The following is a 25,454-nucleotide window of genomic DNA, read 5'->3' on the forward strand; positions in this document are numbered from 1 at the left end:
CGGAAGATTCATGGTTAAGGAACTAGGCAAATTTACCCTGTAACTTCGGGAGAAGGGGTGCCGTCTTATAGCGATATAAGCGGCTGCAATAAAAAGGTCCAAGCGACTGTTTAACAAAAACACAGGGCATTGCGAAATCGTAAGATGAAGTATAATGCCTGACACCTGCCCGGTGCTTGAAGGTTAAGAGGGGAGCTTAGGGGTAACCCAAAGGTTTGAATCGAAGCCCAAGTAAACGGCGGCCGTAACTATAACGGTCCTAAGGTAGCGAAATTCCTTGTCGGGTAAGTTCCGACCTGCACGAATGGTGTAACGACTTGGACACTGTCTCAACCATGATTCCGGTGAAATTGAAGTATCGGTGAAGATGCCGATTACCCGCAGCGGGACGAAAAGACCCCGTGAACCTTTACTATAGCTTCGCATAGTTGTTGAATACAGAATGTGTAGGATAGGTGGGAGACTTTGAAGTTGCGTCGCTAGGCGTGATGGAGTCATTGTTGAAATACCACCCTTTCTGTATTTGTCATCTAACCTTGCAAAAGGGACGGTGCGTGGTGGGTAGTTTGACTGGGGTGGTCGCCTCCGAAAGTGTAACGGAGGCTTCCCAAGGTTTCCTCAATACGGTTGGTAATCGTATGTAGCGTGTAATGGCATAAGGAAGCTTGACTGCAAGACAAACAGGTCGAGCAGGTACGAAAGTAGGGCATAGTGATCCGGCGGTTCTGTGTGGAAAGGCCGTCGCTCAAAGGATAAAAGGTACTCCGGGGATAACAGGCTGATCTCCCCCAAGAGCTCATATCGACGGGGAGGTTTGGCACCTCGATGTCGGCTCGTCACATCCTGGGGCTGGAGAAGGTCCCAAGGGTTGGGCTGTTCGCCCATTAAAGTGGCACGCGAGCTGGGTTCAGAACGTCGTGAGACAGTTCGGTCTCTATCTGCTGTGGGCGTAGGAAATTTGCGAAGATCTGACTTTAGTACGAGAGGACCGAGTTGGACAAACCTCTAGTGTATCAGTTGTGGTGCTAACTGCATTGCTGAGTAGCTACGTTTGGAACAGATAAGCACTGAAAGCATCTAAGTGCGAAACTGACTTCAAGATGAGATTTCCCTTAAGAAACGTTAAAGATGATGACGTAGATAGGTTGCAGGTGGACGCTTAGAAATAAGTGGAGCTGAGCAATACTAATTTTTCAGTAGTCTTTTGTTAGTGTAGGTTTTCTGATATGCAAACAGAGAATCATAGTTTTTAGAATGTACTATACATCTTATTTTGTTAAAGAACTTTTTAAGAAATTGCTAAAGATTTACAAGAGTAAATCTTTACTTAAGATAAAGGGTGATTATAGCATAGGGGTACACGTCTTTCCATTCCGAACAGAGCCGTTAAGCCCTATTGCGCCGATGGTACTGCGCTATTCGTGGGAGAGTAGGTCATCGCCCGTCATTATATGGACAGATACAGGATTAATAAAGTGAATGTATTTGTGTTGGAAACAAAAATAAAATAAAGCCTTTGTAACATTAGTTATGAAGGCTTTTTTTGTGAATAAAATAATTTTTAATTTTAGTAATTACACAGGTTTTTACTAAGAAGTTATTTTAAGAATAGGTTTTCAAAATCTGTATTCTTAAATAACTTTTAAACTTAGTTATTATTTAAAAATTGTATATCAGTATTTTATAAATATTTTTTCCTTTCTACTTGACTGATTTTTAATATGGATAGGTTAGATTCCACAAGTTCTTCAGCTTCTATTTTTGATTATTTGAAGCTTCATTCAATTGTACTGATTTGGGGGGTTACAGCTATTTTAGGAAAGTGGGTTACTATTCCTGCTGTTGAAACTGTTTTATACAGAACTTTAATATCAGCTATTGTTCTAGCTTTTTTTGTAAAGAAAAATGAGTGGAAAATCTCTTCAAAATTTATTTTTCAACTACTCTTTACGGGAATGATTGTGGGAGCACATTGGATTACATTCTTTGCAGCAGCCAAAGTAGCCAATGTTTCTATTTGTTTAGTCGGACTTTCTACGGCATCACTTTGGACAGCATTTATAGAACCTGTTTTTAATAAGAAAAAAGTAAAATTATATGAAGTGTTTTTAGGACTTGTTATTATTGGAGGTCTATATGTAATTATGAAAGCTGACTTAGAAAATGATATGATATTGGGACTTATCTTAGGAGTTATTTCTGCTATTTTAGCGGCTCTATTTTCTACAATTAATGGTAAATTAACTCATCTGGCTGAACCAAACACGATTACCGTTTTGGAGATGAGTGGTGCATCTATTGGAATTATTTTATTTCTTCCCTTTTATTCAGTTTACTTTACAGGTACTGAAGGAATTGATATAGTTTTAAAGAATAACACAGTTTATTTTCAAGAAGGTGAGTGGTTTTTTGATGTTATTAATTCAATATATCTTAATACTGATATTGTGATGATTTTTGCCCTTGCTATTATTTGTACGGTATATACTTATTCTGTAAGTATTGAACTTTTACGAAGAATGACTGTCTTTGTAACCAATTTAACTATTAATCTAGAACCCGTTTATGGAATAGTTTTGGCCGCTATTTTTTTTAATGAGCATGAAAAAATGGACTCTAGTTTTTATATTGGTGCAGCAATTATTTTATTATCTGTTCTTTCTTACCCTATTTTTAACTATACAAACAAGAAAATAAAAAAGAAAAAAAGTAAATTAAAATAATTTATAAGTAAAAATGCTACAAACGAATACCTAAAAGTGTAATATCATCACGCTGAGGTGCTGTACGTTGATGTTGTTCTAATAGAAGTTCTAATTTCTGCTTTTGTTTTGCTGTTGGAAGTTCTGATACTTTTTCTAATTGTTCTATTATCGTATTTGAACCAACTTTTTGACCTTGTAAATCTGACTGGTCTGCAAAACCATCGCTCATCATATAAATCATTGAGCTATTTTTTAGCATAACTGTTTTTTCTTTAAAACGATTGTCTCGTTTTTTACTTCTACGTCCACCGATAGACATTCGATCGCCCTTGAGTTTTATAAGCTGATGATTTTCTACATAATACATAGATTGTTTAGCTCCTGCAAAAGTAATTTTATTTCCCTCTTCAGTTTTATCTAAACAAAAAATAGATATATCCATTCCATCATCATTTTTAGCTTTTTCTTGTTGAAGTGCAGCACGAACATCTTGATGTAATTTTTCTAAAATCTTGGCAGGAGAAAAAATACGTTCGATAGTAACAATTTCGTTCAAAAGAGCATTTCCTATCATAGACATGAAGCCACCTGGGACACCATGTCCTGTACAATCTACAATGGCTACAAAAGTTTTTCCTTTGTAATTTACTACCCAATAAAAATCTCCACTCACAATATCTTTAGGCTTAAAAATCACAAAATACTCATCAAAAAGTCGATTCATTTCCTCTGGAGTAGGCAAAACAGCCTGTTGAATAGTAAGAGCATAACGAATTGAATCTGTAATATTTCTATTCTTTTCTTGAATAATTTCATAGGATTTAGCATTACTCTGTGCAATAGAAATGTAAGCTGCTAAGGCTTCTAAAATTACAACATCTTCTTTTTTATAAGCATTTTTTCTAAATGATTGTACTGTTAAAACACCGACTGTTGTTTCATTGATTACTAAAGGAACATAAATAAGAGATTTAGGCATTTTACCCATATCTAAGTATTTTAATTGAGAGTTTTGTTCAAAATATTCCTCCAAATCATTTATTAGTATAGATTTTTTCTTAGTAAAACTCTGAACTGAAAATCTATTTACTTGAGAAAGAGAATCACTATGAGCAGCAAGTAATTCTCCGTGTTCTATATAATTTTTAAACTCTATCTTACTTTCTTTTTTCTTATAAGTTCCTATTCCAAAGCCTTCTACTGGCATGAGTGCCAAAATATTTTGATAAATAGTTTGGACAAGTGTATCTGTTTGAAGTTTTGCAGTAATTTTTTGTCCAATTTCTCCTACTTTGTGGATTTGTTCGTAAGACTCTGTGATAGCTTGGCGTTGTTCTTCGATTCTATCTCTTTGTGATTCAATTTCTTCTTTTTGTTGATTAATTTCTGCTGTACGCTGTTGTACAGTTTCTTCTAATTTGAAATTTTGTCTTTTAATTCTTCCTACTTGATAACGGTAAGCTAAAAATACCAAAATCAAGAATAATAGAATTAAACCTATCCAAAAATAAGCTGTTTGATAGAAAAAAGGCTTAATCTTAAACTTTACAGTAGCCACTTCTTCGCTCCAAACTCCATCATTATTTGCAGCCATTACTTCAAAAGTGTATTCTTTTGGCAACAAGCCTGTGTAGAGCGCATCTCTTTCATTAGTAACTTCTATCCAATCTTCATCAAAACCCTTTAAACGATATTTGAACTGCATATCTGATGGGGAGACAAGACTTAATCCTGTAAAGTGAAAAAGAATACGTTTTGCTCCTGCTTCCACAATTATTTTCTCATCTTTTTGCGAAGGAAATGAATAGTTAATACTATCTACTGCCATGTTTAATATATAAACAGGTGGAGGAAGTGAATTTTCTACTATTTTAGTAGGGTTAATCATAGATAGACCACCAATAGTAGGAAACCACATCTGCCCTTGACTATCTTTAAGAAAATGTACTGCTCCCGTACACTCTTCTTCTTTCATTCCATCACTTCTATCAAAAACTTTTGTTTCTAAAGTATTTCTTTTTCCTTGAAAATAATCTGTTACTGAATTTCTATCTATCCGAATTACACCTGAAGAAGAAGACAGCCATAAATCACCATTACTATCCTCACGAATATCAAAAACAGCATCAACAGGAAAACCATTAGAGAGACTGAAAATATGAATTTTGTTGATATCGTTTGGTGAAATAGCAACTAATCCAGAATTAGCACAAACCCAAAGAATTTTTTTGGAGTCATAGCGAGCAGAAAAAGCAAGATTAGAAGGCAAACCTTCTGTTTGTGTATAAACTTTACTTACTTTTCTTGTTTTGAGGTTTATAATATTTATACCTGCATCATTTGTAGAAACAATCAGTTTACCGTCTAGAGTAGGTTCTATTCCCATTACAAAATTGGAAGTCAATCCATCATCTTTTGTAAATGGAATCCATTTTTGTTCAGAGGCTGAATATTCATCTAGTCCACCACCACGAGTTCCTATCCATATATTTCCATTCACACTTTGAGTGATTACTCTGACTTGATTATCAGTAAGCCCATCTTCAGTAGTAAAAAGTTTTTCACTTCCGTCAGAAGAAATACGCAATACTCCAGCATAAGAACCTACCCAAATATTACCTTCTCTATCTTTGAAAATATTTCTTAAGCGATCAATAGAAAGAGGAGTTTTGAATGTATATGTACCTACATTTTGATTTTTGATAGTATTCATGATTCCTGCATCAGAGCCAACCCAATATACTCCTTTTTCTACTTCTTGTATTGAGCTAACTGAAACAGAAGCCAAGCCTTGTTGAACTGTATAGTTTACAAACTTTCCATCTTTTAAGCGTATAAGACCTGCTCTATACATTGCTAACCAAATATTTCCCTCTCTGTCTGTACTGACATTCATAACATTATTATGAGGTAGTCCATTTTCGGTATTTAGGACTTCATACTGATTAGTAAGAGGATTTTTTCTGAATAGACCAGCACTTGTAGCAAACCAAATACTACCTTCTTTATCTTCTATAATATCATTGATTGTAACACCTTCTAATTCCTTTATGACCTTAGATTTACCATTTCGGATACGATTCACTCCATTTATAGTTCCTACCCAAAGCGTATTCGTTTTATCTAATAAAAGTCCTGTAATTACATCATTTGAAAGTAAACCATTTTCTACATTATACTTTTCTACAATTTCATTTTGATAAGCAAATAAGCCTTTACCTTCTGTTCCTATCCAAATAGTATGATTAGCACCACTTTTACCATATTGAATCTCATTAATAGAAATAGAATTTATTTCAGAAATAGCAGTAAAGGGTGTGAAAATACCATCTTTATAAACTATTATACCATTTCCTCTTGTTCCTATCCATAAGGAGCCATCTTTCACTTTTAGGATAGATTCAATAGAGTAATTTGGATAATTGCCTTTTGTAGTTTCAGTAGTATAAAAATTAAAGTCATGGTTTTTTTGTACTATGAGTCCACTACCATGTGTACCTACCCAAAGTGAATCATCTTCTGTTTGATAAATAGCTGAAATAGAGCTATTAGTAAGATAAGGAAGGTTTTTTTTGTCGAAAATTTTAAATTCTACACCATCAAAACGAATTAAGCCATTGTAGGTACTTGCCCAAATAAAGCCATCTTTGGATTGATAGACATAATTTAAAGTATTAGTAGGAAGACCTTCTTTGGTTGTCCATTGGTCAATTATATATTGTGAAATTTGCTTTTTAGGGTCTAGAGCAAAACCAAGAGTTGGGGAAAGGATATAAGAAACTAAACCTAGGGACAATATAAGGGATATCGTCAATAAATTAGGTTTATAAAACCTTTTAAAAAAGCAAGAAATACTATTAACAAGTAGATTGGGTATCACGTTAAAGTTATTCGGCTGATGAACAGAGAAAAAATAATAGATTGATTTTATTGATAGAATAAACAGTTACAAGAGCTACTTTCCTCCTGCTCCACCTCCGTATCGTCCTGTACCAAATACATACACTCCATAGTAGGTACTTCGATAAGTTCTGTCACGACAGTTTCCCCATCTATCACGCATGTTTTCAGGACAGTTTTCATTAAGGTCTTTAATGAGGTCTTTATCGTGAGCTGTGCTTAATCCCAAACTACTTTTTGAAGCTGCATAAGTAGTAAAGAGAAGGAAAAATAGTCCACCAAAGACGATAAATTTTGTAAGTAGTGACATAGTTTTTGTTTTGAAAATGAAATTTTAAAATCTAACAAGATATTTAATTTATTCTTCTGATTCTGCATTTATTCCTGCATAAATATATTTCTCTCTGATAGTTCTTCCTATTTTACCAAAGCTGATAAGTAAAGCTAAAATGGTAAGAAAACCACTTAACATCAAAAAATATCTACTAAGTAGTGCGCCTTCATTTACTGTAAAATTAATGATAGCTTGTGATTTGGTTAGGTTAGTAAAATAGGTAGAATCTGTTTTGGCATAAATACGGGCAAAATATTCTCCTTCTTCTGTAAACTTAAAGTATTTAGAAGAAGAAGTTTCTGATTCAGTCCAATTACCTTCATCATATCCTGATTCATACCAAAAATCACTTTCTACTGCATTAATGACATTCTTTTCTTTATCTAAAAGCTCAACAACAATATACATTCCCTGATTTTGAGTGCTTTTAAAATTTACACTCCATTCTATGTTGTAATTTGTACTTGTATCATCTATTTTGATAGGTTTGGATAAATAACCTTCTTTTTTATCGATATTTTTTGTATCAACTTTTGTTGAAGAAATAGGCGTTCCATCAGAAAAAAGAGAAACCAAAAAGATTAAAAAAGCTATTGCTGCTGCTGCACTTGTTACTTTACGAATGGTAGAAAAACCATTATCTCTTTCTTTGTAGGTATCGATGAATGGATTTCCTTCAAGAGCTTGATATAACTCTTCTTTAGAAATTTTCTTTTCTGCTGAAAATTCTTTCCAACCATCTCCTTGCTCAACAGTATAACTCCACATTCCCTCTTGATAAGTAGCAAAATGAGTTTGAGTTCCAACTGCATAAGGGTCTTCTTTTTCAGTCTTGCCTTCAAAAAACTCTAAAAATAAAGAACCATATTCAGTAACCCTGTAATCTGCTCTTCCTTCATAAAAGTTAGTAAAAAGCTCTAAATTAGTAGGGTCTGCATCTGTTTTATCAACAGTAACAGGCATTCCTAGTGAATATCCTTCCTTATCCTCATTTAAATAAAAACGCTCACTTTTTCCTTCTTGGGTGTTTTGTAAAATATAGGTGTCCGAATACCAAGTTTCATTACTATATCCAGAACCCTCATCGCTGGTATAATATTCTTTATGTGCTGAACGATAGCGCAGACGTGCTGTAATTATAAATTCTTTTTCTTCTAAATGCAGAATCTGACCTACTCTTAGGAAGCTGTAATAAGGAAAATCATCCGTTTTAAGACTTTCATTAAGCGTTCGATTAAAAGCTAAATCTGAAGCCACTCCACAATTGTAACAGTACAAGTAGCGTACATCTTCGTCCCAAGCATAATTTGTATGCTGACAACTCGGACACACTTTGGGGTTAGTAAAGTTTCCTGTTTTTTTGAGTATGGTAGGAGTATTCAAAAGTAATTACAGTTTAGTTTGAGTCTAATTTTTAATTTGTTGCTTTTCAGTATCTTGACTTGCTTTTGATTAAGTATTAGCATCAAGAATAAGAAATATGATGTAATATAATCAATAAACCAAAATACTACAAATAATTGGGAGTATAAAAGGATAATAAAGAGATGATTAAGTTTGTTGAAGATGAATTATTATCAAAAACTAATGAAAAAGAAATTGTATAATTCAGATAATTTTATAGAAATGCAACCTATTTTGCTTTGTTCTCGTTTAGATAGATAGGTGTTAATCTTTAAATAATACAATTTTTATTTCAGCTCTATTTAGATTTAATACCAAACAACTTTTATCACTAAAACAAAATACTCTTATGAAATTTAATAATAAAAAAAGCCCACGTTACGAACTATTAAATTATTTTACTCTGTTGTTTATATTAGTCTTTTGTTCTTTTTTTCAAATTAATTCTGTTGAGGCACAAAATGCTGTTCAAGCTAATGAAACAGATACTGAAGAGTTAGATTGGAATGTAGGAGGTACAAAAAATAATGAACTAACAAAGGAAGAAAAAGAGTTAGCACAACAAACAGCATTAGGTTGGGAGCAGTGGGATAAAGAACATCCGTCTGAGACTTCTGTTATAATTTATGATGCTGAAAAGTCAGTAGAAACTAATAAGGTAAAATCTCCAAATGAAATTCTTAGAAGTACCTTGATTGGTAATTGGGAAGGATTTTACGGAGGTAGTAAGGCATATATAAATTTTAAAGAAAATAAAACAGTAATTATTAATACTTCTGTTTTTTCAAATATTCCATCTGCTTCAGGTAGGGAACACACTCAACTTTATTATGAAGTTGATGCCTCACAAAGCCCGTACAAACTAACTTTTTATAATAGAAACAAGGAAATAAAAGGAGTTTTCAGAATTAATGATAATAATCAAATTACGATGTGTCATAACTTTAATACTGATGAAGAACCTAAAGAAATAAATAATAAATATACGTTAATCAATTTTTATAAATTAGAAAGTAAAATAAGTAAATAAAAAAATGTTTTTTTATAAAATTGTAACTTTATATATAAAAATCCGTTAATACAGATAGGCAGTCATTTTTTTTAAGCTGTCTAATAATTTGAATATTAATTTGAATTATTATTTTTTAATCTACTATTTTTTAATCTAACTCTAATTATTATGGAACGTACAAAACGTATGCTCATCGTGATGCTTACTTCATTTGGCATCTTTGCTCTTCTTACCTTTCTAACTTTTTCTAGCTATGGACAAAACGCTTTAAAACCTTTAACAAATTATATGACAACAACTCAAGATAACTTAATTACGCCTAACGAAATATTGAAAGAAACTCTTGAAGGAGCTTGGGAGGCTTTTTATAATGGAAGAAAGACTTACATAACTTTCAATGAAGACAATTCTGTAATTATGCGTTTAGGAGTTCGATCAAATGGTAGTGCAAATACAAACGAAGCGAATACCAATTATGACCAAATGTACTATGAAATAGATGCCTCTGTAAGTCCTTATAAATTAGTTATATATAACAATGAAAAAGAAATCAAGGGGCTTTTTAGAATTGTAAACGATGATCAAATAATCACATGTCATAATTTCAATAGTGATTATCAACCAAAAGAGATTGACAGTGATTACACAGTCTTAACGCTTTATAGAGTAAAGAAAGAAGATAGATAATCAGAAATTGAAGATACAGGAAAGCAAAATATATTTATTATGTTTGCTTACTTGAAGAAACCTACTATTTATATAGATAGGTTTTTTTTATACATCAATAAATAAGGAATTTTTATTGGTAGTTTCATCAAGCCTCCATTCTAGTTTGTATGTTTTTAGAGAAGCTGCCTTTCCACGAGTTGCATTTCCAGTTTTTAGATTGAAACAATAACTATGAAGAGGACACACGACTTCATTTTGTTCGTTTATAAAACCTTTGTGTAAATCTGCCCCCGAATGAGAACAACTATTTTGGACAGCAAAAAAACCATCTTTGGTATGAGAAAGACAGATTTTTTCATCTTCATTATTTGTATCAGAAACCGTCAGAAGAATAGATGTTCCTAATTTAATTTTCTTTGTAGCTTCTTCTTCTGAACTAAATAATTTTGTCAAATTAATTCTAAATTTTAAATAACTAATTTATTTTCTTTCCAACAGCGTGATAATACGGCTCGTTTGGAGAAATAACAACCTCACTTAATCCTGCTTTTTGCATCATTTCAGTAATCTCACTTCTAGAAAAACGCTGTTCAAGTGAAGTACCAAACCTATCTAAAGCATCATTACGAACAACAAAAAAAGATTGATTTTGATAAAAACTCAAAGGCAAACTAAGAGCAAATTTCTTCAATCCCAAAAACTTTGAAAAACGTCCTAATAAAATTACAGGCATATAAATAAAAATAGCAATCAAATCACAGACGAACTTTTTTAATACAGAAGGTAAACTACTCACTACTTTACGAATAAGAGAGACAAGAGACAAAATAAACTTGAAAAAAGCAGACCTATCTTCCAAATTATAATAAAGATAGACATAAAAATAACCTCCTTTTTTTATTTTCTTGACACAGTTAGTCATTGCTTTTTGCGTGTCAGGAATATGATGCAATACACCAATACTCATGCCGAAGTCAAAAGTTTCATCCTCAAACGGAATATTATCAGTAGAAGCCCTAGAAAATCGAACATTTTCTTTTTCTGCAATAAGTTTGTCAGCCGTATAAATGGCTTCACTAGGATCTATGGCTTCCATAAAACCTATTTTATCAAGTAAATATTTTGTCCATCTGCCTGTACCACAACCGATATCAATTCCGTATGTATTTTTATTGACTATATTCTCATCAATTATATCAAAATACATCTTACCTAATTTGTCAATTTCCTTGTCTTCGAAAGAAGCAAATTTTTTCCATTCCTCTCCAAAAGATTCTACTACCGAATGGTCTATATTTTCTTCTTCAAATTCAGTATTGAAACAGAAAATTTCCTTAAAATTTCCTTTTACAGTTTGTAGAGGAATTTGGTTGAAATTTTTTGTTATGCTACTTGTATCTATCATTTTATATCTTTTTAGTATTTTATTATCCTTTTATGATTACTCCTGTCGCCATAAAAGAAATTTTAATTTCATCTTCTGTAATTTTTTCAATTTCTTCTTTAGATTTCCCTGCATCTTCTGCATAATGACGAAGTTGTGCCACAGGAATAACTTCTTTTTTTACTTTTCCTTCCATTACAATTTCTTTTCCCTCTGAGTCCATAGGAACGAAAAAGCCATAATCTTTAAAACGAACAAACATTTCTTGAGTTTCTGAAATAGGAACTTTCATCCAACACCCTTTTTTCTGACAACATTCGCCTATTTTTCCAACTACTTTTAATTCAGCAGAATCTTGCTTTGCTAAAATTGCAGGAATTTCACTAACAGCGATTGCATTTTCTACTGTAATTTCTGCTCCATATTTTTCATCTTTGTTTTCTATATCAGTTTCGGATGCAGAAACTGTCTTAGTTTGGTTTGTTTCTTCTTCCTTTTCTTGTTTGTCTGAATTACAAGCTGATAGATATACAAAGGAAAATAAAACTAGAAAGAGTTTGAAAGTAATTTTCATAATAAATAAAGTTTAATGATTAGGTAAAACATCTCAAAAATACGAAATTAGACTTTAATTCTTCGTAATTTTTTTGGTTTAGGAGGTTTATATGCTAAAATAACTAAAGCAATCATATAAAAAGGCAAAACAGGAATACGATAACGCACAAGAGTACCAAAATTGCTACTTACAATGCCTATAATTCCACTAAAGAAAAATGTGAAAATAAGACAGACAACAACCATCTGATGTGTTCGTAAGCGTTTTAAAATTGTAGCCCATTTTTGATTTTTGAATACACGTATCGTAAGAAATAAGATAACAAGATTTTCCAGCCCAGCTAATGCCATATTAAAATTTTTGATTTCCCAAATAAAAGGACGAAAAAGTGTAATGAATATTCCTTTTGGGTACAGTTTTATTAACCCTTGGATTGTACCATCCATTTGGTCAAGCCCTATGTCATAGGCACTGCCTTCAGTACTCATTTGATGAATCCAATCGGCTGTGATATATGCTTCTTGAGCTACTTTGTCTAAGTCATACTCTGTTCCTTGAATAAGATTTGAAAATGCGTAATAAGCAACTCCAACCCCTATAACCAAGAAAATAGGAGCAAAGACAAACCGTAGGAATTGAGATTTTATTTGTGAGCTATATTGAGCATAAAACCACCAACCACAAGCAGGAATAAAACAAAGTAAAATGTAGAGTTTGATAAGATATATCGTGTAAAAACAGACCAAGAGCAAAAGAATATTTATATATAACTTTCTTCTGCGTATAATACCAAAGTGAAAAGCTGAAAAAGCAAAACATAATGCAGAAAAGGTAACGGAGTCTTTTACAATGCCAGAAGCCCAAAAAAATACAGAGGGAACAAAAAAGATAGCCCAAGCAAGTTGTTTTTTTAGCATAGGATAAATATCTACCCAAGCTTTGTACATCTGCCAACTACCAGTAAAACTCAAGAGAGCAAAGAAGAGACAATTTACAGTATAAGTATCAAAGGAAAGAATAGAGAATATAGAGCCAATTTTATTGACTGCAAATGAACCAGGGTCTCCATAATAAGGCATTCGATAAGCATAATAATAAGTATGTGGTGTACTATAATTGTCCATGTTTTGAAAAATAATCTCCCAGTAACTTAGCATATCATTAAAAAATGCTTCTCGTGCTATTGATGCTCCTGCAAAGTAAAAAAAAGTATCTCCGTAGCCATAAACAAACTGAAATACCAAACCAAAGAAAATAGCCCCTATTACTTTGACTGTATAACCAATAATGAAATAATTCTTCATTTCTTTATCTACAATACTTGTACGCATAAAAAATAAGATACCATAAATAAGAAGAAGGTAAACAGGCGTAAGAAAAAGGTCTTGAAGATTTATATAATTCATAAAATAATTTCTCTTTTTTTAATATCTCTGCCTAAATAACAGCATAATCCTAACAAATTTACACAAAACTAAGTTAGTCTGATTTATATCTAATCAAAATCTATTTGTTTATACTATTTCGATGAAATCTAAAGCCTTTTATTTATTAGAGTCTGTTCGTTATTTTGTACAAGACAATATCAATTTTTTTAATGGACTTATACTGGTCATGTATTTTGCAGGACTTTTAGGGCTTTGGTTTGAGCCTACTCGTCAGCTTTTCGAAATGGCTACACCCTTCAACTTGATTACAAGTATTGTACTTCTTTTCTTGGCACAGCGCAAATATTCATCTTCTTTTTGGATTTTTGTGAGTGTTACTTTTTTAGTCGGTTTTTTTATTGAAGTAATTGGTGTAAAAACAGAAGTTATTTTCGGGACATACAGCTATGGCAAAACACTAGGTTTTAAAGTCTTGGAAGTGCCTCTTTTGATTGGTGTAAATTGGATAATGATTACTTTTATAGTCAATTATTTTATTTCTACTTATTTCAGTTTTTTTCTTTTTACTTCTAAAATAACACTGTTTTTAAAAGCTATTATAAGTGCTATTTTGATGGTAATGATTGATTATTTGATAGAACCTGTTGCTATAAAACACGATTTTTGGAGCTGGGCTGGTGGTAATATTCCTCTTCAAAATTATATTGGTTGGTTTTTGGTAGCATTGCCCTTATGTGTGCTTTTTCAGTATTCTAGATTTGAAAAAATAAATAAATTTGCTTACTATTTATTATTAGCTCAATTACTGTTTTTTGGTGGATATAATTTGTTGATTTATTTTTTTGGATAGGTTACAGTTTTATTTGATAAACAAAGTGAGAAAATGTTTTTGCTCCAAACTCTTCTTTCCATTTAAAAAGTCCTTTGTTGATTGAATTTTCGTTATTACCTTCTGTATTATTTCTTAATTCACTTACTCCCAAACTTAAATACTCAAAATTTCTAGTAGGAGAGGTTTTGATGATTTTATCATAGTGAACAATGTGATTTTCTATCAAATGATTTATCAAAAAATCTAAAGCATTTATTTCTTTTCCTTTTTTTGTCGCTGCCATATACTGCACGTGAACAGTAGATTGATAAACAAAGGAAACACTACAAGCAACCGTTTCATTTGTCGAATCTTTTGCTAATGAAAAAAGAATATTAGTAGGAAATTTATTTTTTAATAATTGAATTTCATTTACTGAATGAACAGGAGAAAGATTATGACGAAGTTGTAAATTGTCTTCTAATATTTTCCAAAAATCTGTTGCTAGTTCTGTCTTTTCTATTCTCAAATTAGATTGATAGGCTTTTTTGAGATTTCGTTTTTTCCTTTTTGAATAATTTGGATACGTAATTTGTTGATATTCTATTTCACTTTGTGGCAAAACGATAACTGAGTTTGCCTCTACTCTCAAAATTTTGCTTTCTATTTTTGTATCATTCAAAAGCCTATGAATATTTTCATCTTGTTCATTATTTAATTGAAAATAAGAGGGCAAAGGTTTTACAATTAACTTTTCAAAATCATTATTTTTCAAAAACTCCAAAATAGCAAAAACAATTTTTCGTTTCTCCAAAAAACTCAACTTATCTTTAAAAACAAATCCTCCAAAAGTTAAGCCTTTATGAGAATGAAGAGTTTGTAGATTATTGTCGTTGGTGGAGACACCAACAATGGCAAGAGGTTTTTCTGCAACTTCAAAACAAGCTGGTAAAACACAAATCAAATCTTTTTTTCTATCGTAAATCATCAATGAAAAATCATCAAAACGCTCTTTATGATAGAATAAATAATCAGTTTGAAAGAAAAAATGTCCTTCTGAATTACTCTTGACAAACGAATCCCAACTATTTTTATCTTCTTGAAAATTGAATTTTTTGATAATAAACATCACACAATTTATTTGATTTTGAATTAAATCCTAACAATACCAATTGAGAAAGGTTAAGGTAAGAGAACAACTAAACTACATTTTTTAAACTACATTTTTGATTTATGAAAAAATACGATGCAATCATTATCGGTACAGGACAAGCAGGAGTTCCATTAGCTGCAAAATTTGACAAAGAAGGAAAAACAGTAGCCATTATAGAAAAAAATAAAATTGGAGGAACGTGTGTAAACGATGGTTGTACGCCTACAAAGTCGTATGTGGCTGCTGCTAGAAGAGCTTTTGTAACCAAAAACAGTCAAGAGTTTGGAGTCGAAACTGGAAATGTGAAAGTAGATTTGAAAAAAATCAAGCAACGAAAAGATAAAATTGTTTCAGATTCTCATGAGAATATAGAAGGTTTGTTTGACTCATTAGAAAAGCTAGATTATTATGAAGGAGAAGGGACATTTTCAAGTGAAAATATAATTGAAATAAAAACCAAAGATGGAAAAACAGAGCAGGTAAAAGGCAAACAGATTTTTATAAACGTTGGTGCAAAAGCCATTATTCCAAAAGAATACAAAGATTTAGATTATCTAACCAATACTAGCATTTTAGAGTTAGAAGACACACCAAAGCATTTAATTGTACTTGGTGCTGGTTATATTGGTTTAGAATTTAGTCAAGCATTTGCTCGTTTTGGAAGTAAAGTAACAGTCTTGGAACGCAATGAACGTTTTTTGAAGAAAGAAGATAAAGATGTAGCCGAAGCTATAAAGGAAACATTAGAAAAAGAAGGTATAACAATTCATACAAATTCAAAAAATACACAGATAACTCAAGAAAAAGGAATATCTAAAGTTTCGTTTGAGAAAGATGGAAAAACACATACTTTAGAAGGCTCTCATATTTTGCTTTCTGTGGGTAGAGAACCAAATACTAAAGCTCTACATTTAGAAAAAGCAGGAGTAAAGACTGATGAAAAAGGCTACATAAAAGTTAATCAACATTTTCAAACAAATAAAGAGCATATTTTTGCTTTAGGAGATTGTAATGGAGAAGGAGCTTTCACGCATACAGCCTTCAATGATTTTGAGATTTTGAGAGAGTTTTTATTTGGAAAAAAAGATCGAAAACTGTCAGACAGAATACAATGTTACGCAATGTTCATTGACCCACCACTTTCAAGAATTGGAATGAATGAAGAACAGGCTAGGGAAAAAATGAAAGAAGATGATTCTTTAGAAATAACAAAAGGATTTCGCCCCATGACGAAAGTTGCTCGTGCTACCGAAATGGGAGAAACTGATGGAATGATGAAGGTTTTGGTAGATAAAAAAACTGAAAAAATATTGGGAGCAACCTTTTTTGGTATTTCAGCAGATGAAACTATCCACGGAATTATTGATGTGATGTACGCCCAAAAATCTTACAAAACTATTCGTGATGCTGTCCATATTCATCCAACAGTCAGTGAGCTTATTCCTACAATGCTTGGGAGTTTGAAGGAATTTAAATAGATAATTGTTCAAGATTTTCTATTCAATCTTATAAATAAAATCTCATTTTTGTATCAAAATGAATTGTATTTAGCTGCATCGCAGCGCAATATTGGTAGAAAAATGAGAAAAAGTAAAATTGAATTTAGAGCTGCATGGCTGCGAAATGTTGCTGTTATAGCTTGTTGAATTTTAATATTATGCAGCTACGCAGCTTTTTTTATTAGGTTGTGTTTCTTGACTACAAACATTACGCTGCGATGCAGCTATATTTCTACACCTTTTACTTCTCAAAAACAGACTTTCTAAAGGCACTTGGCGACTGTTTTGCATACTTTTTAAACAAGACACTAAAGTAACTCAAACTATTAAAACCAGCCTTGTAACAAACATCTGTGATACTCAATTTCATATCCGAGAGTAGTTTTTTGGCTCGGCTGATTCGTTTTTCCAAAATATATTCGACAGGCGTAATTCCAAATTCTCTTTTGAAGGCTTTATAAAAATTAGATTCACTCATACAAGCGAGTTTGCTTAGTTTTTCTACTGTTATTTGTTCCTCCAAATTATTCTCTACATATTCTATCACAAAAGCAAAACGGTTTTGAGAACTGTATTTTTTATATTCTTCAAAAATCAAATTACGGGCTTGTGTTTGCATAATTCGAATTAAAAGTTCTTGTAAAGCAAGGTCGGCAAGTAAGTTTTTTGCTTCACTTTTTCCTATCGAAATATGCGTAATTCTATCAATTACATTTTTAATTTCTGCATTATTTTTCAGATGGTAATTTGGGTTTTCTAGTGTCCAACTTCCTGATTTGTTTTGAGGCGTTTCTAGTTTTGGAAACTGATTATTAAGTGTTTCTAAAGTGGATTTTATTTTTTCATTATCAATCGCAATTGCCAAGCATTGAGTAGGGTTTTCTTTATTTGCTTCTGGAAAATCAATTACCAGTTCTTCATTGGCTGGAACAATGACGCTTTCCCCTGGTAAGTAATCATAAACTATATTTTTTTTATCAAAAGACTGCATTACTTTTTTTCCACGAATCATAGCTGTTACTGTCAAAGTATCAAAAGTTAGGCTTACTTTTTTGCTTTTTTGATGCGTTTCGAAAAGATTGAGTTCAAAATTTGGAAGATTAAAACTAGAACGATTCTCTACAAGCGTTTGAAGGTTATTATAAGAAGTAAGCTTTTGTTTCTTTGGTATAAATAAGGAAGTTTCTGTGAGCGTATTCATAGTAACTTAGGAAGTTTGATAAGTAATTGTGTTGTAGTGTTATTTTTTTATTATAGCAATATAATCATTTTTGCCAAATTTTATTTGTTATAAACATTAATAGAATACTACAAAGTTTTGATAGAATACTAAAAGTAAGTTGATTAGTAATAGTATAAATTTGTGATATAAGATTATTAATTACTCCCAAAACAGAAATTCAATAGTCTTTTTATTTAGAATTTTATACACACAAATAAAAATTAATTTACAATATGGAAGCTACAAAAACGGCTGATAAATTAGCATTTCCCAAGTTTAAGGAACGCTATGACAATTTTATAAATGGAGAATGGGTATCGCCTGTAAAGGGAAAATATTTTGATAACATTTCGCCTGTAAGTGGTGAGGTGATTACCAAAATCGCTCGTTCTAGCAAAGAAGATGTAGATTTGGCTCTTGACGCAGCTCATGAAGCCTTTAAGACTTGGTCTAAAACATCGGCTACGGAAAGAAGTAATATTATGCTAAAAATAGCTGATATTATGGAGAAAAATTTAGACTATTTAGCTACCATCGAAACGGTAGATAATGGTAAAGCAATCAGAGAAACAAAAGCTGCTGATTTGCCACTTTGTATCGACCATTTCCGTTATTTTGCTGGTGTTATTCGTGCCGAAGAGGGAAGCGTTGCAGAGCTAGACCAAAACACAGTTTCAATGAATATTGATGAGCCTTTGGGGGTTGTCGGACAAATTATTCCTTGGAATTTTCCTTTATTGATGGCGACTTGGAAACTTGCACCTGCTTTGGCTGCTGGTTGTTGTGTCGTGATGAAACCTGCTGAACAAACGCCTGTCGGAATCTTGATTTTTATGGATTTGATTAAAGATGTTTTACCTAAAGGTGTTGTTAATATTGTTTCTGGTTTTGGTGCAGAAGCTGGAAAACCATTGGCAAGTTCGCCACGAATTGCAAAAGTTTCTTTCACAGGAGAAACCACAACAGGACGTTTGATTATGCAATATGCGTCTGAAAATATCATTCCTGTAACAATGGAATTAGGAGGAAAATCGCCAAATGTATTTTTCCCTAGTATAATGGAGGCTGACGATGAGTTTTTTGATAAGTGTTTGGAAGGTGCTGTAATGTTTGCGCTAAACCAAGGCGAAATTTGTACGTGTCCATCAAGAATGCTTGTTCACGAAGATATTTATGATAAATTTATAGAAAGAGTCATTGAAAGAACTGAAAAAATCAAAATGGGACATCCATTAGATGATTCGACGATGATGGGCGCACAAGCTTCAAAAGACCAATACGAAAAAATATTATCTTATTTAGAAATTGGAAAAGAAGAAGGCGCAGAAGTCTTGACAGGTGGCGCAGCCAAATATGTCGACGGACTAAAAGACGGATATTATATTCAACCAACTATATTAAAGGGACATAATAAAATGAGAGTTTTCCAAGAAGAAATTTTTGGACCTGTTCTTTGTGTAACTACTTTCAAAAATACCGAAGAAGCGATTGAAATTGCAAATGATACGCTTTATGGATTAGGTGCAGGTGTTTGGACGAGAGATGCCCACGAGCTTTATAACGTTCCTCGTGCAATACAAGCAGGTCGTGTGTGGGTAAACTGTTACCACAATTATCCTGCTCATGCTCCGTTTGGAGGTTACAAAAAGTCTGGTTTTGGTAGAGAAAATCATAAAATGATGTTGAGTCATTATCGCCAAAACAAAAATATGCTTATTTCTTATGACAAGAAAGCATTAGGATTCTTTTAGGATTATAAAGTAAATTTTTGAAATACAAACCCTAAGGGACTATGAAGACCCTTAGGGTTTTACTGTAGTTTACGCTTTAGCGTGAGAACAATGTACCGACAACTTTAGTTTTCGTATAAAACAGATAACCAATTAAAATAAAACAATTATGAAAAATACAACTCAAAATACACAGAGAGTTATTGCAACTGATTCAGCCAAAGAAATTATTGATAAATTGAGAGAAGAAAATGGAGAACTTATGTTCCATCAAAGTGGAGGATGTTGTGATGGCTCACAGCCCATGTGCTTTGCAAAAGGAGAGTTTAAAGTCGGCTCGAATGATGTTTGGGTGGGAACGATTCACGGCTGCGATTTTTTTATGAACCAATCTCAATTTGATTATTGGCAACATACACATCTTACCATTGATGTTACAGAAGGACGAGGTTCTAGTTTTTCATTAGAAATTCCTTTAGGCTATCGTTTTATTGTAAAATCTAGACTTTTTACAAAAGAAGAAACTCAAAATTTGATTCCTGTCAAAAATGGCGAGGAATATTTGGAAGAAACAACGGCTTAGGAACGATTACGAATTAAAGATTGCGAATTACGATTGTAATCTGCTGACTACCTATATTTTATGGTTTTTGAACTTATTGGTAGTCAGTTATTTGTATTTATTTATCATTCATAATTAATAATTTATCATTCCTTATATAGCTTCCCATCTACTTCTAAGGCAAAAACATTCAAGGCTTCTTTAAACTCCTCATTTTTTATTCCTGCCACAAAAAATCCTTTGAACTCTTGGTAATCTGTACTCATAGAAGGAGGAATAATCATATCCATTTCTTCAAAATATCCTCGGTAATTATTTGAATTTAACTGATTTAGGGCTTTTTGGATTAGTGGGTGCATTTTTTTGTTTTAATCGTAGTATCCTAGAAGTTCTAGCTGTTTCTTTAAATGATTTTTTAGTTGATCAATGTTAGAATAGGAAGTATAATAATGTTTTTTATCCTTCAAAGACTTTTTAATGGCAAATAAACTAGATATATCGTTTTCTATAATCTGACTAGTATTAATAGCAGCATCTTTGAAATAAGTAAAAACATGAGGTTTTCCTGTCCTTATAAATTTTTCATAGGCTTTCTCTAGTTCTTCTACTGTATATTTCCCTGCTTTTGTGAAAAATAAGCTAACTACTATATCACATTCTTCTAATGCTTTATTATATTCATTTTGCAATCCCTTAGTAGAAATAGCATCTAAAAAATACTCCCATTGAACTTGTTCAAAGTAGATTCCTTTTTTGTGCATTCTATCATTTTCTACACTCAAAAACTCTCTCATTAATTTTCTTTCTTCTACTAGTTCAGAAGAAGAAGCCAAAAATATTTTTACTGTTTGCATAGTTTGAGTTTGCTTTTCAATCTTGTTTACGTTATTTATACTACTTATCGAATCCGTCACTTGAGTTTCAAGAGTAGAAATATTTTCAGAAGATAAATCATTCAATTTGTCTTCATAATCAGAAAGGACTTTTTCTAGCTTTTCTATTTCATTTTTACATCTTTGATGTTCATTTGGATTTTCTGCGCTACGCAGCTTTTCCTCCCATTCATCAAGAAGTTTTTCAGTAGCGTTTATGTGGCTTTCAATACGTTTCTTTTTTCGTTCAATTTGACTAGACATAATTAAAGTTGTTTTGTAGTTAAGAAATTTCTAATTCTTCCAATTGATCTTCATAATCATCTAAGATTTTATCAAGTTTTTCTACTTCTTCAATAGCTCTCTGAAGTTCATTAGGGTTTTCTGAGGAGCGCTTCTTTTTCTCCCATTCGTTTATGAGATGCTCTGTTGCTTCAATATTTTTGTGCAAGTTTTGTTGTTTTCGTTCTTTACGTCCTATTTTAGAAGAGTCTAAAACAGGTATTGGGTTTGTTTTTTTCTTCGCTTCCTCTTGTAAATCGACTTTTGTATATATATCATTATCATTTTCAATTTCTTTGTCTATTTCCATTATTTCTTTCATCATATTCTTTGAATTTGAATGATCTTCAAACCTATATTTTGCTAAAAATTTTTCTAATTCTATTGGACTTCCTTTTGTAGTTTCTACAAACTCAGCTTTTAGTTTCTTGGATTTTAAAATATTTTCTTTAGATACAAATTCTTTTCCATCTAAAGAATAAAAAAAAACTACTTTTTCAGATGGATTGGTTTGAGAGTTGTCATCTAAAATGTCATTTAATTCTTTGATAATAGCATTTGATAAGAGTTCATTTTCAGTACAAATATAAACTTCTCCTTTTTCTCTTTCAGAAGTCTTTTCTCTATGAAATGTAACAAGTGCTTCTCCTTGAAATTCCTTACTTTTTAGACGTATTCCATCCTTCCATAAAGATTTTTCACTACTTAATCTTCCCAAACGAATAAGAAAACGTTCAGCTATTCCTTTATGAAAAAATTGTGGTTTGTATATTATATAAAAATTATTTTCTTTATTCCAATCTGTGTTTAAATAATCTGGTTCTGGTAAGTAGTGTGGAAATATAAATGTAGGATTTTCTAAACTCTTATAGTCATATTGTTCTTTACAAAAACAAACCTCAGAGCTTACCATGAAATCAACAAATATATCAATCTCTTGTTGGTTATGTCCCCTTCGTTCCCAAAATGTTATTATTTCATCTAGAGGTAGTTGCCCTTTGGATATGTTAGCAATACTAGTAGGCTTCAATATCTCATAAATAGCTTTTATTGCCCATATTTGATCTAAAATAATATTTTCAGATAGCTTTCTATCATAATATAAAAAACCTATACTATGTAGAAATTTTAGTAATGTTTTTGCTTCTGATTTATATATATTATATTCTTTACAGAAATTTATATATGTTTTGTAAGGTATTTCTTTTTTTGCTCTTTGTTTTCTAAGTTTTTTCTGTATATCAACCCATTTTTGAGGAATTAGAGTTTCTATTTTATTCGAAAGTTTTTCTTTAATATTTATAGCTTTTCGAATAGCATCATCTAACTTATCAAAACCTTTTCCTTTTTTTTCTTTAGCAGAGAGTGGTAAATATTCTTCTACAATGTTAGATTGATATTTTTCATTCCAACAGACTTGTTTCTGAGCGTTTATTTTTTTTCTATCTTTCTCACTTTTTTTATCATACTGACTGTGTATTAGAATAATAGGGCTATCAGCAGATAAGTCTTGAACATAGTCTAACCAGTAAGGCAGTTCTTGTCGTATTTCCTCTTTTTGTTCATCTGTTTCTAATGTCCAAACAATAATATAAACAGCATCTTTGTCTAAAAATAAACGGTGTGTTCCATGATATATTTCTTGTCCTCCAAAATCCCAAATATTAAGATTTATGTTTCTGTTTTTACTTAATACAAAATTTTCTTTGCGTTTGATGACAATTCCTTCCGTCCTTTCTCCTAATGGGATTTTTATATCTTTCTTCCATTTTCCTTTGCGTAGGAAAAAACGATTTAAAAGAGTACTTTTACCAACCATTCCGTTACCTAAGACAACTACTTTTATATCATCATTGGTAGAAAAATTTTTGTTATTATAATAATTCTTGATATCTACCAAACAATCACTAAGAAACCAATTTCCTAATAACTCATTAGGTAAACCAAATATAGGGTTATTATGTAAATATAAATGCTTTAACTCTCTTTTTTCCAATATATATTTTATGTCTGAAATATCTTTGATGTTGTTATTGCTGAGATTTAATGATGATAATTTAGCTAAGGTTTCTAAAAATGACGTATCAGTAATATTGCATGATATAAGGTGCAATTGTCTAAGTTTATTTAATTTGCCTACAAAAGAATAATCAGCGATTTTACCATTAATGATAGATAATGAAACAAGATTAACTAAAGACGAAAAAAAAGAAGTTTCTATCATTTCTATGCCACCACCCATAAAAAGAGACTCTAGCTTTTCCAAGTTACCTAAAGCAGTATAATTAGAGGAAATAATTTTACCAATACTTAACCTTTTCAAGTTTAAGCATTTCTCAATAGGAGTAATATCTGAAATTCTATTACTACTAATATCTAACATAGTTAATTTTATGAGCTTCTCAATCGGAATAATATCTGTAACTTGATTACCATTAATGCATAATTCTGTCAAGTTTACAAGTTTCTCAATAGACTTAATATCTGTAACTTGATTATCATTTATATTTAATTCTGTTAAGTTTATAAGGTTTTTAAGAGGTTCAATATCTATAATTTGATTATGTTGAACATCTAACTTAGTTAAACATGTAAGTTTATTAACACAAGAAATATCTAAAATTTTGTTATGTCCGATATCCAAGTCAGTTAATTTAGTAAAGTTTTCAACAGGAGTAACATCTGTGATTTGATTGTTTCTAATATCTAGTTCAGTAAGGTTAATAAGTGTTTTTAGACAATTAATGTCTGTAATTTGATTTCTACTAATATATAAGTTATTTAGATTCACTAGGTTTTCAATAGGTTTAATATCTAGACCTTTATTATTGGAAATATTTAATGCACTTAAATTTTTGAGATTTGCAATAGAATCAATATCTAAAATTTTATTACTAAATAGACTTAATTTACTTAATTTTGTAAGTTTTTCAATGAAATGTATATCTGATATTTGATTTTTGTTTGCCTTTAGTTGATTTAAGTTTACTAACTTTTCAATAGGAGTAACATCTGATATTTTATTGTTGCTAATATCTAAGTGAGTTAATTTTACAAGTTTTTGAATAGGAATGATATCTGTAACTTGATTATCACTAATATCTAAATCAGTTAGGTTTATAAATTTTTTAATAGAATCAATATCTGAAATTTTGTTATCAGATATACCTAGTTCAGTTAAATTTGTAAGTTTTTCAAGAGATTTAATATTTGAAATTTTATTATTAGCTATATCTAGCTTAGTCAAATTCATAAGATTTTCAAGAGGCTGAATATCTGAAATTTGATTGTTGAGAGCATATAATGTAGTTAAGTTTGTTAGGTTTTCAAGAGAAGATATATTACTAATATTATTTGAACTAATACCTAGGAAAGTAAGTTTCTCTAAATGCTCTAGTCCATGAAAATTGCTACTATTGTTGGAGCTAAGATATAAATGTGTGAGGTGTTTTGAGTTTTTCAAATAGGAAACATCTGTAATGCGATTACCACTAAGACCTAATTGATTAAGTTTGGTAGCCTTTTGCAAAGGAGAAATATCTGAAACTTTATTATTTAGTAAATCTAAATATGTAAGTTTTGTAAGTGAACTTAAATTGGAGATATCTTGAATATCCCAATCGTCCTCTCCCCCACTCAATATCAGTTTTTCAATTTCAATTGGTAGCTTTGGTAGCTTTTTTAAAATATTTTTTTTGCCTTTATTTTTACTTTCCTTCTCAACTAATTTTTCTTCATCTTCATCATATTCATACCATTTATTTGAAAAAATTAGAGCTTTTATATGATTTGCATTGCTCAACATTTCATATAAATTATCTTCTGTTCCATCCAACCCACAATTCCCTAAATCTAATATGGGGTATTTTTTGCTTATATTTCTTCTTATTTTCTTTTTAGCTAATTGACTCATACTACTTAGAGATTTATGAAGTTGTTTTTATATCACTAAAATACTATTTCTTTTCTAA

At 31.3% G+C, this 25,454-nt stretch carries 19 protein-coding genes and 2 rRNA genes (1 of these 21 cut by a window edge); 9 read left to right on the forward strand and 12 right to left on the reverse strand.

The window, feature by feature from the left end:
* The 3 genes from WAF17_RS17375 to WAF17_RS17385 all read left to right on the forward strand — a co-directional run.
* A 23S ribosomal RNA gene (locus tag WAF17_RS17375) occupies positions 1-1,210 on the forward strand; it begins 1,676 nt to the left of the window's first position.
* A gap of 125 nt (positions 1,211-1,335) precedes the next feature.
* Positions 1,336-1,446, forward strand: a 5S ribosomal RNA gene (gene rrf, locus WAF17_RS17380).
* Positions 1,447-1,721: 275 nt separating this feature from the next.
* Entirely contained in the window at positions 1,722-2,723 is a 1,002-nt protein-coding gene (locus WAF17_RS17385; RefSeq protein WP_338762315.1) for a DMT family transporter, read from the forward strand.
* 16 nt (positions 2,724-2,739) lie between these two features.
* On the opposite strand, the gene WAF17_RS17390 is transcribed toward WAF17_RS17385, so the two are convergent.
* The 3 genes from WAF17_RS17390 to WAF17_RS17400 all read right to left on the reverse strand — a co-directional run bounded on the left by WAF17_RS17390 (position 2,740) and on the right by WAF17_RS17400 (position 8,322).
* The gene (locus WAF17_RS17390) at positions 2,740-6,501 is read right to left on the reverse strand and encodes a two-component regulator propeller domain-containing protein (RefSeq protein WP_338762317.1); all 3,762 of its coding nucleotides are present in this window, start codon (positions 6,499-6,501) and stop codon (positions 2,740-2,742) included.
* Positions 6,502-6,660: 159 nt separating this feature from the next.
* On the reverse strand, positions 6,661-6,915 hold the full coding sequence (locus WAF17_RS17395) for a hypothetical protein (protein WP_338762320.1): 255 nt from the start codon (positions 6,913-6,915) through the stop codon (positions 6,661-6,663).
* A 48-nt stretch (positions 6,916-6,963) separates the two neighbouring features.
* On the reverse strand, positions 6,964-8,322 hold the full coding sequence (locus tag WAF17_RS17400; protein ID WP_338762322.1) for a hypothetical protein: 1,359 nt from the start codon (positions 8,320-8,322) through the stop codon (positions 6,964-6,966).
* Between the two features lie 370 nt (positions 8,323-8,692).
* Between WAF17_RS17400 and WAF17_RS17405 the strand changes: the two genes are divergently transcribed.
* Together WAF17_RS17405 and WAF17_RS17410 are read left to right on the forward strand one after the other, a co-directional pair.
* Positions 8,693-9,373: a hypothetical protein gene (locus tag WAF17_RS17405; RefSeq protein ID WP_338762324.1), complete on the forward strand. Its 681-nt coding sequence runs from the start codon at positions 8,693-8,695 to the stop codon at positions 9,371-9,373.
* A 150-nt stretch (positions 9,374-9,523) separates the two neighbouring features.
* Positions 9,524-10,042 carry a hypothetical protein gene (locus WAF17_RS17410; RefSeq protein WP_338762326.1) on the forward strand — a complete coding sequence of 173 codons (519 nt, stop codon included), beginning with the start codon at positions 9,524-9,526 and terminating at the stop codon, positions 10,040-10,042.
* Between the two features lie 87 nt (positions 10,043-10,129).
* Here the strand turns inward: WAF17_RS17410 and WAF17_RS17415 are convergent, their stop codons facing one another.
* The 4 genes from WAF17_RS17415 to WAF17_RS17430 are packed head-to-tail and all read right to left on the reverse strand — an operon-like array spanning position 10,130 to position 13,370.
* Complete coding sequence (locus WAF17_RS17415; RefSeq protein ID WP_338762329.1) at positions 10,130-10,477, reverse strand: Rieske 2Fe-2S domain-containing protein; 348 nt, start codon at positions 10,475-10,477, stop codon at positions 10,130-10,132.
* Positions 10,478-10,499: 22 nt separating this feature from the next.
* Positions 10,500-11,429 carry a class I SAM-dependent methyltransferase gene (locus WAF17_RS17420; protein ID WP_338762331.1) on the reverse strand — a complete coding sequence of 310 codons (930 nt, stop codon included), beginning with the start codon at positions 11,427-11,429 and terminating at the stop codon, positions 10,500-10,502.
* A gap of 22 nt (positions 11,430-11,451) precedes the next feature.
* Positions 11,452-11,982, reverse strand: a complete 531-nt coding sequence (locus tag WAF17_RS17425) for a DUF4920 domain-containing protein (RefSeq protein WP_338762334.1) — start codon at positions 11,980-11,982, stop codon at positions 11,452-11,454.
* 47 nt (positions 11,983-12,029) lie between these two features.
* Positions 12,030-13,370 carry a hypothetical protein gene (locus tag WAF17_RS17430; RefSeq protein WP_338762337.1) on the reverse strand — a complete coding sequence of 447 codons (1,341 nt, stop codon included), beginning with the start codon at positions 13,368-13,370 and terminating at the stop codon, positions 12,030-12,032.
* A gap of 121 nt (positions 13,371-13,491) precedes the next feature.
* On the opposite strand from WAF17_RS17430, the gene WAF17_RS17435 reads away from it, so the two are divergent.
* Complete coding sequence (locus WAF17_RS17435; protein ID WP_338762340.1) at positions 13,492-14,202, forward strand: carotenoid biosynthesis protein; 711 nt, start codon at positions 13,492-13,494, stop codon at positions 14,200-14,202.
* Position 14,203: 1 nt separating this feature from the next.
* On the opposite strand, the gene WAF17_RS17440 is transcribed toward WAF17_RS17435, so the two are convergent.
* Positions 14,204-15,292 (reverse strand): hypothetical protein, encoded by a 1,089-nt coding sequence (locus WAF17_RS17440; protein WP_338762343.1) that lies wholly within the window; start codon positions 15,290-15,292, stop codon positions 14,204-14,206.
* 104 nt (positions 15,293-15,396) lie between these two features.
* Between WAF17_RS17440 and WAF17_RS17445 the strand changes: the two genes are divergently transcribed.
* Entirely contained in the window at positions 15,397-16,794 is a 1,398-nt protein-coding gene (locus WAF17_RS17445) for a mercuric reductase (protein WP_338762346.1), read from the forward strand.
* A 262-nt stretch (positions 16,795-17,056) separates the two neighbouring features.
* Here WAF17_RS17445 and WAF17_RS17450 read toward each other — a convergent pair whose 3' ends face one another.
* Entirely contained in the window at positions 17,057-18,016 is a 960-nt protein-coding gene (locus WAF17_RS17450; protein ID WP_338762348.1) for an AraC family transcriptional regulator, read from the reverse strand.
* A gap of 254 nt (positions 18,017-18,270) precedes the next feature.
* On the opposite strand from WAF17_RS17450, the gene WAF17_RS17455 reads away from it, so the two are divergent.
* Both WAF17_RS17455 and WAF17_RS17460 read left to right on the forward strand, forming a co-directional pair.
* Positions 18,271-19,788 (forward strand): aldehyde dehydrogenase family protein, encoded by a 1,518-nt coding sequence (locus WAF17_RS17455; protein ID WP_338762351.1) that lies wholly within the window; start codon positions 18,271-18,273, stop codon positions 19,786-19,788.
* A gap of 148 nt (positions 19,789-19,936) precedes the next feature.
* Complete coding sequence (locus WAF17_RS17460; RefSeq protein WP_338762354.1) at positions 19,937-20,350, forward strand: DUF779 domain-containing protein; 414 nt, start codon at positions 19,937-19,939, stop codon at positions 20,348-20,350.
* Positions 20,351-20,475: 125 nt separating this feature from the next.
* Here the strand turns inward: WAF17_RS17460 and WAF17_RS17465 are convergent, their stop codons facing one another.
* Genes WAF17_RS17465 through WAF17_RS17475 form a run of 3 tightly spaced genes read right to left on the reverse strand, consistent with a single transcriptional unit; the run spans position 20,476 to position 25,396 of the window.
* A complete protein-coding gene (locus WAF17_RS17465) occupies positions 20,476-20,688 on the reverse strand; it encodes a hypothetical protein (protein WP_338762357.1) in 213 nt (70 codons plus the stop codon).
* 9 nt (positions 20,689-20,697) lie between these two features.
* Positions 20,698-21,465, reverse strand: coding sequence for a hypothetical protein (locus WAF17_RS17470; RefSeq protein ID WP_338762360.1), 768 nt, complete (start codon positions 21,463-21,465; stop codon positions 20,698-20,700).
* Between the two features lie 19 nt (positions 21,466-21,484).
* Positions 21,485-25,396, reverse strand: a complete 3,912-nt coding sequence (locus tag WAF17_RS17475) for a leucine-rich repeat domain-containing protein (RefSeq protein WP_338762363.1) — start codon at positions 25,394-25,396, stop codon at positions 21,485-21,487.
* Between the last annotated feature and the right edge of the window lie 58 nt (positions 25,397-25,454).

Origin of the sequence: Bernardetia sp. ABR2-2B, assembly GCF_037126435.1 — a bacterium.
Lineage (GTDB): Bacteria > Bacteroidota > Bacteroidia > Cytophagales > Bernardetiaceae > Bernardetia.